The 12561-nt window shown below is 64.1% G+C and carries 12 protein-coding genes; 7 read left to right on the top strand and 5 right to left on the bottom strand.

Features of this window, described 5'->3' with window-relative positions; all coding sequences use genetic code 11:
* The first annotated feature begins 2 nt into the window (after positions 1-2).
* On the top strand, positions 3-290 hold the full coding sequence (locus C9J49_RS17240; protein ID WP_202020712.1) for a transposase: 288 nt from the start codon (positions 3-5) through the stop codon (positions 288-290).
* A gap of 67 nt (positions 291-357) precedes the next feature.
* Positions 358-519, top strand: coding sequence for a hypothetical protein (locus C9J49_RS07180; RefSeq protein ID WP_237022376.1), 162 nt, complete (start codon positions 358-360; stop codon positions 517-519).
* A 193-nt stretch (positions 520-712) separates the two neighbouring features.
* Here C9J49_RS07180 and C9J49_RS07175 read toward each other — a convergent pair whose 3' ends face one another.
* The gene (locus C9J49_RS07175; protein WP_107181799.1) at positions 713-2167 is read right to left on the bottom strand and encodes an O-antigen ligase; all 1455 of its coding nucleotides are present in this window, start codon (positions 2165-2167) and stop codon (positions 713-715) included.
* Between the two features lie 163 nt (positions 2168-2330).
* The gene (locus C9J49_RS17410; RefSeq protein WP_309250818.1) at positions 2331-2714 is read right to left on the bottom strand and encodes a prepilin-type N-terminal cleavage/methylation domain-containing protein; all 384 of its coding nucleotides are present in this window, start codon (positions 2712-2714) and stop codon (positions 2331-2333) included.
* A 308-nt stretch (positions 2715-3022) separates the two neighbouring features.
* On the opposite strand from C9J49_RS17410, the gene pilB reads away from it, so the two are divergent.
* Positions 3023-4807: a type IV-A pilus assembly ATPase PilB gene (gene pilB / locus C9J49_RS07165; RefSeq protein ID WP_107181798.1), complete on the top strand. Its 1785-nt coding sequence runs from the start codon at positions 3023-3025 to the stop codon at positions 4805-4807.
* Positions 4808-4834: 27 nt separating this feature from the next.
* Positions 4835-6067, top strand: coding sequence for a type II secretion system F family protein (locus C9J49_RS07160; RefSeq protein ID WP_107181797.1), 1233 nt, complete (start codon positions 4835-4837; stop codon positions 6065-6067).
* 179 nt (positions 6068-6246) lie between these two features.
* On the opposite strand, the gene C9J49_RS07155 is transcribed toward C9J49_RS07160, so the two are convergent.
* Positions 6247-6891 carry a TetR/AcrR family transcriptional regulator gene (locus C9J49_RS07155; RefSeq protein ID WP_046078551.1) on the bottom strand — a complete coding sequence of 215 codons (645 nt, stop codon included), beginning with the start codon at positions 6889-6891 and terminating at the stop codon, positions 6247-6249.
* A 244-nt stretch (positions 6892-7135) separates the two neighbouring features.
* On the opposite strand from C9J49_RS07155, the gene lexA reads away from it, so the two are divergent.
* Entirely contained in the window at positions 7136-7798 is a 663-nt protein-coding gene (gene lexA, locus C9J49_RS07150) for a transcriptional repressor LexA (protein WP_046078550.1), read from the top strand.
* A 205-nt stretch (positions 7799-8003) separates the two neighbouring features.
* On the top strand, positions 8004-9053 hold the full coding sequence (gene dinB / locus C9J49_RS07145; protein WP_107181796.1) for a DNA polymerase IV: 1050 nt from the start codon (positions 8004-8006) through the stop codon (positions 9051-9053).
* A 141-nt stretch (positions 9054-9194) separates the two neighbouring features.
* Here the strand turns inward: dinB and C9J49_RS07140 are convergent, their stop codons facing one another.
* Both C9J49_RS07140 and purU read right to left on the bottom strand, forming a co-directional pair.
* Entirely contained in the window at positions 9195-9539 is a 345-nt protein-coding gene (locus tag C9J49_RS07140; RefSeq protein WP_046078549.1) for a hypothetical protein, read from the bottom strand.
* A 238-nt stretch (positions 9540-9777) separates the two neighbouring features.
* Positions 9778-10632 carry a formyltetrahydrofolate deformylase gene (gene purU / locus C9J49_RS07135; RefSeq protein ID WP_035593503.1) on the bottom strand — a complete coding sequence of 285 codons (855 nt, stop codon included), beginning with the start codon at positions 10630-10632 and terminating at the stop codon, positions 9778-9780.
* A 236-nt stretch (positions 10633-10868) separates the two neighbouring features.
* Between purU and C9J49_RS07130 the strand changes: the two genes are divergently transcribed.
* Complete coding sequence (locus tag C9J49_RS07130) at positions 10869-12467, top strand: ribonuclease J (RefSeq protein ID WP_107181928.1); 1599 nt, start codon at positions 10869-10871, stop codon at positions 12465-12467.
* The last annotated feature ends 94 nt before the right edge of the window (positions 12468-12561 follow it).

Below are 12561 nucleotides of genomic sequence, written 5' to 3'. Positions count from 1 at the left end.
CCGTGCACGTGATCCATCGCGGCAACAACCGCGGCGCCTGTTTCGTTCATCGCCGTGATGCCATGCAATACCTCGCCATGCTCGATGAGGTTCGCCATATCTGCGAGGTTGAGATTCATGCCTATGTGCTGATGACCAATCACGTGCATTTGCTGCCCACGCCGCCTATCACGACCTCGCCTGCCGACCTGAACATCGCTGCGAGCGCTATCGCCACCTCTTCGATACCGACCTTCCCGCTGGACTGCTCGACGAGATCCGACAGCAGACCCGTCGCGGCAAGCCTTTAGACCAGCTTAGGGGTCAGACCCCTCAATTTACTTAGGGATCTGACCCCAAACCTGGATCACCCCGCCGGTGGGCTTCAACCTGTTCGTGCTTCAGGGCCTGACCGGCGAAAGTATCGGCCGTGTGGCACTGGCCGCCGCCCCCTTCTTCCTGCTGATGTGCCTGGCCGCGCTGATCATCAGCGTATGGCCGCAGATCGCGCTGTGGCCGCCCACGGTGCTGTCGGGGTAGAACATCGGGTGGACGACGGCCGTTTAAAGAGGGTCTCCATGGGGTCGGACCCCGGCCAAGCCACCGGGCCTGTCACTGGGTACTTCACTCGCTATATCGCCGCCGCCAGGGGTCTGACCCCATGGCGGCATCCAGATTGCCATCACCAGCGAAGATGCCGACCGCGACGACAACATTGCGGAGATGCCTCTACTCATTGCCGGAACAGCCAGTGCTCAGGGGCGACAAGCTGCATGCACTCCTGGCGTCCCTGCGACCAGAAGCGCGGGTATAAGTACGCCCTTCCAAGCTCTCGAAAACATTCGGGTGTCGAATCCACCGCCAGCCGATATAACGCCAATCCAGCAATCAACAGGTAGATGATCATCAGCACCGACGCCGCCCATGCCAACGTCGCGCCGATGGGCACAGGCGCCTTGGCGCGAGGGGCTGAGCTCGCGCCGGAGCCCGGGCGATAGCCGAACACCAGCCCCGTGACCAGCACCATCACCAACGCACTCAATGGCACGACCTGCGCTCCGGCCACCTGAACATTCACCATCATGCCGACGAACGCCATCACCAGACAGGCAAATACCGGCTTGCTGCTCTCGGGCATGTCACGCGCCTTTCGAATCAGTGCTCGGCAGCCCAGCAGCATCAGCGCCAGCCACAATAGCGCCAACGGCAGTCCCCACTCCGCTGCGGTATTGAGCAGCAGGTTATGCACATGAGCGGAACGCAAGTGGCCATCTGCGGCAAACCCCATAGGGCCAAGGCCCAGCGGGAAGTGCTCAACCGAATAGGCAAGCGCATCCCGCCACAGCGCCAGTCGACCGCTACCCGAGGTAATGTCACGAACGAAGATAGCGCTGTCGCCGGCGCCTCCAAGCGGGTTCAGATACCACCAGCCCAGCAAGCCCATAACACCGGAGATCGCCAACAGGCCGACCGGCCAGCGGGCGCCACGTCCCAGCAGCCATAGCGCACACGGGCCGGCGACGACCAATCCCAGTAGCGCCCCTCGGCTCTCGGACACCCACAACAGCCACCACCAAACCGTCAACGGTGCCAGACACAGCATCGCCGCGACCCGGGAAGGCGCCTGACGGGATACGACATACAGCAGTGAGAGTGGCATCACGCCCACCGCCACATCGGCGAAGAAACGCACATTGGCGAACCCCGGCCCGAAGTCATGGCGATCGGCCACGGCCCAGGCCACACGGACATGATCGATGGCAAAGACCCCGTAAGCCAGCATGAACAGCGCCAGCAGCCCGCCCGTCAACATCCAGCACAGCGTCGTGAGCCTGGCGGCATGGATCGCCAGCACGGCTACTGAAACGCCCAGTGCCAGCAGATAACTCAGCTCCAGCAACCCGATGCCGGGAAACGGCGAGAGAGCTGCCGCCAACAGCATCAGAAGCGCCACGGTGGCCGACACCAGTCGCTGAGCAAACGCGGCAGCCGCCAGGGAGCAGTAAAGCGGCCGGCGGGCCTGAAAGCCACCGACCGCCACCAGCCATGCCAGCGCTCCGCCCTGAAAGGCGCGCTGAAGGTCATAGGGCGGCAGCGACCATAGCTGCCAGGGCAGGAAGACGCCTGCCGCCAAGCAGAAAAGGATCACGGCAAGTGGCAGAAAAGCCGCGGCAGGCGTCCTTGTCATATCGTTATCCTTGATCGAAGACGCATCTCAATGCGCTCACGACACCTTGCTATCGCAGCCGTTAATCGTGGCTCATCCACGATCCTTCCGTTCAACCTAACAGAAAACGGCCGGCAAGAGCCGGCCGTTTCCATTAATTAGAATCTATGCGCGACCAGATCCCTTAGCTTGAAACCTCCACATTACTTGTCGCAATTGTAACAGTAATCGATGCATCGCTAGCATTGGACGCTGGTGTAACAGTGAATTCTCCATCAATGCTTGTGGGCTCATTCACATTGCCATAATCACATGCCGTGTCACCACTGGGGAAGCTTGGCAATTCACTGGAATCTACCTCATCGTAAATTGCTGCTGCGAGTGAATTAGCATAAGACTTAGCCTCAATTGAGCAAGCCTTTTCAGCAGCACCTTCTCGATATTGATTAAACTGGGGAATCGCAACCGCCGACAGAATCCCGATAATCGCCACAACCACCAGCAGCTCGATCAGGGTAAAGCCGCCCTGAGCGCTCCGAATGCCTCGTTTCATGCCCTGTGTTGCCATTACCTACACCCCTCGTTCGATTCAGGTCACGCGAGCCGGTGCCCGCCTCTCGCACGACGACAGCTCGCCGTCTTGGCGCTTACATTAAGTTACAGCCAGTCGCCCTGCAAGCTTCTCGTACTCGTACTTCCTAATATATCAGAATTCACTCATGCTATTATCTTATACATGAAGCCACTATTTGGGAATGACGGACTGCTGACAGCTATGGTCGCTGACCACACGAAACGACTAGAATCGGCTTCAAGCCCTTTCACGATGTCGGCCCGCCGCTCGCCCACGGCGACCAGGCAGTCCCCCGGAGCCTCATGAACGACTATCGCCCTCCCGCCACCGAACATCAGACCTCTTCCCAGGAGCCGTCTTCTGGCGCCGGCCGCGCCCGCGGCATGCGCGGACTGGCGCACCGGCTGGTCGCGGAGGGCCTGCTGGCCGAAGCGGCAGCACAGCGTGCCGAGCAGGAAGCCCGGGATGCCGAGACCTCGCTGCTGGAGCACGTGATCACCACGGGCCTCGTCCAGGCCCGCTCCGCGACGCTCACGGCCGCCTGGGAATATGGCCTGCCGATCATCGATCTGGATGCGCTGCGACTGGAAAGCCTGCCGGACGCCGCCGACTACCCCGACAGGCTGCTGCGCAAACTCGGCGTGCTGCCGCTGCATCGCCGAGGGCACCGACTCACGGTGGCGGTGCCCTACCCCAGCACCCTGGCCCAGCTCGACGAGCTGCAGTTCGCCACCGGCCTGACGCTGGAAGGCATCCTGGCCCCTGTCGACCAGCTCGGCCCGGTGCTGGAGGCCTATCTGGCGCGCAGCGAATCCTCGATGCTCGACGAGCTGTCGAACGTCGATGACGCCGTGGGCGAGCTGCAGTTCGACGAGGGCGCCGTCGATGCCAGCGACGAACAGCAGGCAGCGGCGACCGCCGGCGACGACGCGCCGATCGTCAAGTTCGTCAACAAGATCCTGCTCGATGCCATCCGCCGGGGCGCCTCGGACATTCACTTCGAGCCCTACGAAACCAGTTACCGGGTGCGCTTCCGCATCGACGGCATCCTGCACGACGTGGCCCATCCGCCCTTCGCCATGCGCAGCCGCATCGCCGCGCGCCTCAAGGTGATGGCCCGGCTGGACATCTCCGAGCGCCGCCTGCCCCAGGACGGCGCCATCAAGCTCAAGGTCTCGTCGAGCCGCTCCATCGACTTCCGCGTCAACTCGCTGCCCACGGTCTACGGCGAGAAGCTGGTGCTGCGGATCCTCGACCCCGGCTCGGCCCAGATGGGCATCGAACAGCTCGGCTTCACGCCCGAGCAGCGCACCATGTACGAAGACGTGCTGGATCATCCCCAGGGCATGATCCTGGTCACCGGCCCCACCGGCAGTGGCAAGACGGTCACGCTCTACAGCGGGATCAATATTCTCAACGAGATCGAACGCAACATCTGCACCGCCGAGGACCCGGTGGAAATCAAGGTCCCCGGCGTCAACCAGGTCAACGTGCTGCCCAAGATCGGGCTGGACTTCGCCAGCGCCCTGCGTGCCTTTCTGCGCCAGGACCCGGACGTGGTGATGGTCGGCGAGATCCGCGACCTGGAAACCGCCGAAATCGCGGTCAAGGCGTCCCAGACCGGGCACCTGGTGCTGTCCACCGTGCATACCAACTCCGCGGCCGAGACCCTGACCCGGCTTGCCAACATGGGCGTGGCACCGTTCAATATCGCCAGCTCCGTGAGCCTGATCATCGCTCAGCGCCTGGCCCGGCGGCTGTGCCCTGACTGCAAGCAGCCCGCCGACATCCCGCACGAGGCGCTGCTGGCTCAGGGCTTCAGCGAGGAAGAAGTACAAAGCGCCACCATCTACGAACCGGTGGGATGCCAGCACTGCACCCAGGGCTTCAAGGGCCGGGTCGGCATCTACGAGGTGGTGCCGATCAGTGAGGCCATGAGCCAGCTGATCATGACCCATGGCAACGCCATGGACTTCGACACCCAGGCACGCGAGGAGGGCCACCCGGACCTCCGTCGCAGCGGCCTGTTCAAGGTCATGCAGGGCATGACCAGCCTGGCCGAAGTCAACCGGGTCACCAAGGACTAGAAACATTCGCAACGCGGGGAACACACCATGGCAACCGCCAGCCTGAACAAGGCCCAGAAGCTCAAGCTGTATCGCTGGCGCTGGTCCGGCAAGGGGCCCCAGGGGCGCAAGGTCAGCGGCGAGATCATCGCCAGGAGCCGCGTCGAGGTCGAGAAGGAACTCTCCGGCCAGAACATCATCGTCAAGACCATCCGCCGCAAGAGCGGCATCGGCAACGGCATGGGCAAGGTGAAGCCGCGCGACATCATGCTGTTCGCTCGCCAGATGGCCACCATGATCCGCGCCGGCGTGCCGGCCCTGCAGGCCTTCCAGGTGGTCGCCGAGAGCATGAAGAAGCCGGCCATGCGCGCCCTGGTGCAGGAGCTGATGAACGAGGTGGCCGCCGGCGCCAGCTTCTCCGAGACACTGAGGCGTCACCCGCTCTACTTCGACCGGCTGTTCTGCAATCTGGTGGAAGCCGGTGAGCAGTCCGGCTCGCTGGATCGCATGCTCGAACGGGTGGCCACCTACAAGGAAAAGGTGGAATCGCTCAAGGGTCGGGTAAAGAAGGCGCTGTGGTATCCGGCGGCGGTGGTCACGGTGGGCATCGGCGTCACCGCGATCCTGCTGATCAAGGTGGTGCCGCAGTTCGAGAGCCTGTTCCACGGCTTCGGCGCCGAACTGCCGGCGATGACGCGCATGACCATCCAGCTCTCCGAACTGGCCCAGCAGTACTGGCCGTGGGCGCTGGGTGCGGTAGTCGCGGCCATCGTCCTGATCCGCGCCGGCATCAAGCGCTCCGAGGCCTTCGCCTACCGCATGCATGCCCTGGCGCTGCGCATCCCGGTGATCGGCGACATCCTCGACAAGTCCTGCGTGGCCCGCTACTCACGCACCCTGGCCACCACCTTCGGCGCCGGGGTGCCGCTGGTGGAGGCGCTGCAGACCGCTGCCGGCGCCTCCGGCAACAAGGTCTACGAGCGCGCGGTGGAACAGATCCGCGACGACGTCGCCACCGGCCAGCAGCTGCACTTCGCCATGCGCCTGACCGAGCAGTTCCCGCCGCTGGCGGTGCAGATGGTCGGCATCGGCGAGGAAGCCGGCGCCCTGGACGCCATGCTCAACCGGGTGGCGGACTACTACGAGGAAGAGGTCGACAACAAGGTCGACGCCCTCACCTCGCTGCTCGAACCGTTCATCATCGTGGTGCTGGGCGTGCTGGTGGGCGGCCTGGTGATCTCGATGTACCTGCCGATCTTCGAGCTGGGGAGTGTGATTTAACCTGCCACCTGAACGGGGTCAGACCCTTAAGTGCTGGGCGTGCTCGTCGGCGGCCCACCTGAACGGGGTCAGACCCTTAAGTTTCCTTAGGCGCTTCGCGCCTAAGGAAACTTAAGGGTCTGACCCCAAGATGGGAGAAGTCAATTAATCGTCTGATCCCGAATTGAATTAGCTCGGCGCTATTCCGGCAACGGCGCCTGCATGGCTGCCACCACCACCGGCCGCAGCTTCTGCACCAGCTCGTGAACGGAGACTCGCTCGCCGTAGTCGTGCTCGGCGATGTCGCGCAGTGCATCCAGGCCGGACAGCGTGAAGATCACCGAGCCGAGGATGAAGTGCAGCCGCCAGAAGCGTTCTGCGTCGGGCAGCTCCGGCGTGGCCAGCCGTACCAGCTCGATGAACCGATTGAAGGCGTCACCGTACTGCGACTGGATATAGCCGCGCAGATGCCCCTGGGCCTGGCTGTAGGCCAATCCCAGCAGACGCATGAATACCTTCAGGCTGTCGCGCTCGGCCGGCACCTCGAGCACCGTGCGAGCCATGGTCTCCAGCAGCTCCTCGAGCGGAATCCGGCTGCCATCACGAGCGTGCCGCGCCTCGAGCTCGTCCAGCGCACGATGGAAGCGTTCGGTAAAAGGGTCCAGGTAGCGGGCGAACACCGCCTGAATCAGCGACTTCTTGGAACCGAAGTGATAGTTGACCGCGGCCAGGTTCACCTTGGCCTTGCTGGTGATGTTGCGCAACGAGGTCTCGGCAAAGCCGCGCTCGGCGAACAACACCTCGGCGGTATCGAGAATGCGAGTGACGGTATCGGGCTGGGCCATCGAGTCGATCCGGTATTATGTGGTCTCAGGCGTGAGGAAACGCATGTTTCAAACTGTCCATGTTCCATGAGAGTGCAGCGCCAAGGGCCTCGAGGTCAACCGTCATACGCTTGATACGCATCGGGCCGGCGGCGGCATGGCGAGCCAGCGCCCACGCCAGCGAGGCATCACGAGACTTTTACTGGATGAATGGCCATGCTGTATACTTGATCAATAATCGCATTCCATCCGCTCCGGAGGCCGCATGACTCGCCCCCTCACGTCACGCCAGCAGAACGTCTATGACTTCATCGTCAAGACCATGAACGAGCTGGGCTATCCGCCGACCCGAGCGGAGATCTCACGCGCCCTGGGCTTCAAGTCGCCCAATGCCGCCGAGGAACACCTGCGCGCCCTGGAGCGCAAGGGTGTCATCCGTGTCATCCGTGGCACATCCCGCGGCATTCGCCTGCCGGCCCAGGAAGCCGAGGTCACGGAGGGCGCTGCGGGTGAGGAGCCGAGCCAGAGCCAGGGTCTGCCGATCATCGGTGAGGTCGCCGCCGGCAGCCCGATCCTGGCCGCCGAGCACATCGACCGCTACTGCCCGCTGCCCCCGGAATACTTCACCCCGAAGGCCGACTACCTGCTGCGGGTACGCGGCCTGTCGATGAAGGATGTGGGCATCATGGAAGGCGACTTGCTTGCCGTGCATCGTACGGAGCGCATCCGCGACGGCCAGATCGTGGTCGCACGCCTGGAAGACGAGGTGACGGTCAAGCGCTTCCACCGCCAGGGCCACAAGGTACGTCTCGAGGCGGAGAATACCGACTTCGATCCCATCGAGGTCGACCTGCGCCATGACGCCTTCGAGATCGAGGGCATCGGTGTAGGGGTCATCCGCGGCGGCAACGGCCAGGCTTTAGGTTAGGCACTTCCCGAGCTTGTCCATACGGCGTTAAAGCTCTCCTCGGTATGCTCATTGAACGGCTCGTCAACTCGCGCGCGAGCCCGGTCCGCCTCTCGTCGAGCTTTGCCTTGCGACCCACAAGGATGTGGGAAGTGCGTTGGCCCGTAGGGAACGGGCCTAGCTCTGGACTGCGCTCAGAAAGCGCTCTAGTGATGAGGTAAAAGCTTTGACGCGCAAGATCCTGCACGCCGACTGCGACTGCTTCTACGCCGCCGTCGAGATGCGCGACGACCCGAGCCTGCGCGATATTCCCATCGCTATCGGCCGCTCGCGCGAACATCGCGGGGTCATCGCCACCTGCAACTATCCGGCCCGGGCCTTCGGCATCCATTCGGCGATGCCCACGGCCCAGGCCCTGAGACTCTGCCCTCACCTCACCCTGCTGCCGGGCGACTTCGACAAGTACCGCGAGGTCTCCCGGCAGATTCAGGCCGTGTTCTATGAGCTCACGCCGCTGGTCGAGCCGCTGTCGCTGGACGAAGCCTATCTGGATGTCACCGACGTCGAGGGCTTCCAGGGCAGCGCCACCTGGATGGCCCAGTGGATCAAGCAGGAGTGCCTGACGCGCACCGGCATCACCGTCTCGGTGGGTGCCGCTCCGTCCAAGTTCCTGGCCAAGGTGGCCAGTGACTGGGAGAAACCGGACGGGCTGACGGTGATTCCGCCGGACCGTGTCGAGGCCTTCGTGGCGAGCCTGCCCGTCGGCAAGCTGCACGGGGTAGGACCCGCCACCCGGGCCCGCCTGGAGGCGCTGGACGTGGCCACCTGCGCGGACCTGCGCCGCCTGCCGCGGGAACGGCTGCTGGAGGAGTTCGGCAAGTTCGGCCAGCGGCTGTTCGAGCTGGCCAGAGGTATCGACGAGCGTCCGGTCAAGGTGGAGCGGGAGCGGAAATCGATCAGCGTGGAGACCACCTTCGACCGCGACCTGCCAGACCTGCCGAGCGCCCAGGAGGCGCTGGCACCGCTGTGCGACAAGCTGGCCCTGCGGGTGGCTCGCCACGGGGAGCCGGCGATCGCCGGGCTGTTCGTGAAGGTGCGCTTCGATGACTTCAGCCTGACCACCCTGGAGAGCCGCGGCCAGGCCATCGACCGCGACAGCTATCATCGCCTGCTGGAACAGGCCTGGGCCCGGGCCTCGCGCCCGGTGCGACTGCTGGGCGTGGGCGTCAGGCTACAGCCCGAGGCCGCCCGCCAGCAGCTGACGCTGGCGTTTTAAGACTGCCTCCGGGTCAGCCCCTTAAGTGTGCTGGAAGCCGTCAGTCGCTACGGGGTCAGACCCTTAAGTCCGCTTTGGAACAGAGTTCCAAAGCGGACTTAAGGGTCTGACCCCAACCTGGGTAGAGCCATGGGTCGCCTTTCACGGCGTCTCCTCTCGATCCACCACCTTGACCTCCTGCAACGACACACCATGACGCAGGGCCTCTCGGACCCGTTCGTCATAGCTTTCCTTGGCCGACAGGCGATGGATCACCACGCGCCGCGGCAGGAACATCAGCTCGACCAGCACCAGAGCACCCAGCAGCCCGACCCCGAGGAGCCACCAGCCGGTCGGATCGAAGAAAAGCGCCAGACCATAGGTCATCACCGGCGTCAGCAACAGGCCGAACCAGAGCTGGTGCAATCCGAAGAAACGATTATGGCGAAGCATCTGTCGGCGGATCAGGCGAGCCGAACGCGCCACGGGAGTAGCCGTCATGGTCATGGGAAGTCGTAGCCAGGCAGAAATCGCCTACCATTATGCCAAAACGGGCAGCGACGCATCGTCACATCACGTGGCAGGAACGACGCCTTATCGGATTAAAGTTTCCATGCAAGAACATTTTGTTACGCCTGGAAACAATCGACGATGCCCGATAAGTCACAAGACGCTCGGGCGGTACTGCCACTCTCTCGGGGCGTGAGCGACCGGGCGCCGGCGATAGCTCCGGCGCCCGGTCGATTCAGGCGAACACCACCGTCTTGTTGCCATGCACCAGCACGCGATCCTCGAGATGCCAGCGCAGCCCTCGAGCCAGCACCGTCTTCTCGACGTCGCGGCCGAAGCGCACCAGGTCATTGGGCGTGTGGCAGTGACTGACTCGATGGATGTCCTGCTCGATGATCGGGCCGGCATCCAGTTCCTGAGTCACGTAGTGGCAGGTGGCACCGATCAGCTTCACGCCGCGCCGATAGGCCTGATGATAGGGCTTGGCCCCGGCGAAGGACGGCAGGAAGCTGTGATGGATGTTGATCACCCGGCCGGCGTAGCGCTCGCAAAGGCTCGGCGGCAGGATCTGCATGTAACGCGCCAACACGATGCTGTCGGCCCGACTCTCGTCGATCAGGCGCTGCACCTCGGCGAAGGCGACCGACTTGTCGGCAGGGTCGACCGGTACGTGGTGATAGGGAATGCCGTGCCACTCCACCAGCGAACGCATGTCCTCATGGTTCGAGATGACCGCGGCGATGTCGCAGTCCAGCTCGTTGGCGGTCCAGCGATAGAGCAGGTCCACCAGGCAGTGGCTCTCGCGGGAGACCATCAGCACTACCCGCTGGCGTTGCTGGGTATCGGTCAGCGACCAGTCCATCTCGAATTCGTCGGCGATCGGCGCAAAGGCATCGCGCAGCGACTCGGCGGACATGCCGATGGAATCGGCGAGGATCACGTAGCGCATGAAGAAGCGCCCGGACTCCAGGTCGGAGTGCTGGCTGGCCTCGGTGATGGAACCGCCCTGCCCGGCTATGAAGCTGGAAACACGCGAGACGATCCCCAGATTGTCGGGGCAGGAAACCACGAGACGGTAATAGTGTGACATCGAAAGACCGTAGTTTGGATGAATCGAACAATCCCCCATTGTAGCGAAATCCTGTCCGTCGAGTCAGACCTTCGTCACCTGACGAGGCGCGTTGTGACGCCGCGCCACCATCCCGTATAGTGATCGTCACATTTTCCGTCGACGTTCCCTTGATGCCACAACCCCGCGTCCAGATCCGCCCCCGCCGCCGCCCGCCCCTGCATTTCCTGCCGCTGGGTGGCTGCGGCGAGATCGGCATGAATCTCAATCTCTACGGATACGCAGAGAAGGAGCACGAGGACCGCTGGATCGCCGTGGACTGTGGCATGATGATCCGCCAGGACCTGCCGGACAGCCCGCTGCAGGTGCCGGACCTTGCCACCCTGGACACCCTGGGCATCGCCCCCGAAGCACTGATCATCACTCACGGGCACGAGGACCATATCGGTGCGGCGGCCTGGTTGTGGCCGCAATGGGGTTGCCCGATCCACGCCACGCCGCTGGCCGCGGGGCTGCTGCGCGCCAAGTTCGCCGAGCGCGGCCTGTCGCAGTCGGCGATTCACGTCATCGAGCCCGGCGAGGCGTTGAGCGTCGGCCCCTTCGGCCTGCGCTACCTTCCGCTGACCCACTCGATTCCCGAAAGCTGCGCCCTGCTGATCACCGCGGGCTCGCATCGTGTGCTGCATACCGGCGACTGGAAGCTCGATCCCGAACCGCTGATCGGCCCCGCCGTCGAGGCCGAACTGTACCGCGCCCTGGCGCCGGTCGACCTGGTGGTGGGCGACTCCACCAATGCGCCGTTACCCGGCCACTCCCGCAGCGAGGGTGAGGTCGCCGATGCCCTGGCTCAGGCCATCGAAGGCTGCCGGGGACGCGTGGTGGTCAGCTGCTTCGCCAGCAATCTGGCCCGGGTGCTGGCCATCGGTCGCGCCGCCGCGCGCTGTGGTAGGCGTGTCGCACTGATGGGGCGCTCCATGGAACGCATGGTCGGCGTGGCGCGTGGTCTCGGCTATCTGGATGACATGCCACCGCTGGTGCCGATTTCCGACATGGGCTACCTGCCCCCCGAGGAGGTACTGGTGATCGCCACCGGCAGCCAGGGCGAGCCCCGCGCGGCACTGTCGCGCCTGGCCCGCGGTCGACACCCACACGTCGAGCTGGAAGCCGGCGACAGCGTGATCTTCTCCTCCAAGGCGATTCCCGGTAACGAACGCCTGATCGAGCGTCTCAAGCGCGGCCTGAGACATCTCGGCGTGTCGCTGCTCGACGAGAGCAACCACGCGGAGCTGCATGCCTCCGGCCACCCGGCCCAGGATGAACTGACCACCTTCTACGGCTGGACGCGCCCCCGCCATCTGCTGCCGGTGCACGGTGAACCCCGCCACCAGCAGGCCCACCAGAGCCTGGCGCAGTCGCTCGGCATTGCGGCGCCGCTGATCCCGCGCAACGGCGACATGATTCGCCTGGACGGCGAGGGCCTCCACCTGGAGACTCGCCATGCCCAGACGCCGCGCATCATCCATCAGGACGAGGTCGCCCGACTGCCCGGCCTCGGCGGCGGAGAGGCCCGGCATGGCCAGGGCCAGCTGCACCTGGCGCTCACGGTGATGGCCACCGAACAGGGCTGGACCCGCATCGGACGCCTGCTGCTCGATGCCAGCGAGACGAGCCCGCTGGACGAAGACGCCTTCATCGACTGGCTCGACGATTGCCTGGACGACATCCAGGTGGAATCCCTGGCCGACCTGCGCCTCGCCCTGCGGCCACGCATGCTCGCCTGGTTCGGCGACCACATGCGCCGAATGCCCGAGATCCATCTGCAGATACTCGCGGCCGAAGCGGAAGTGTCGGGCTGAGACTGTGCGGCCGGCAGATACCGGAGCCCGCTCCCAAGATAGATTCGCCACAAAAGAAAAACCCCGAAGGCCAAACCTTCGGGGTTTTCTTGTC

The sequence above is a fragment of the Halomonas sp. SL1 genome (assembly GCF_003030865.2).
GTDB lineage: Bacteria > Pseudomonadota > Gammaproteobacteria > Pseudomonadales > Halomonadaceae > Halomonas > Halomonas halophila.
The sequence above is the reverse complement of the archived record's forward strand: the minus strand, read 5'-3'. Positions and strand labels throughout refer to the sequence as shown.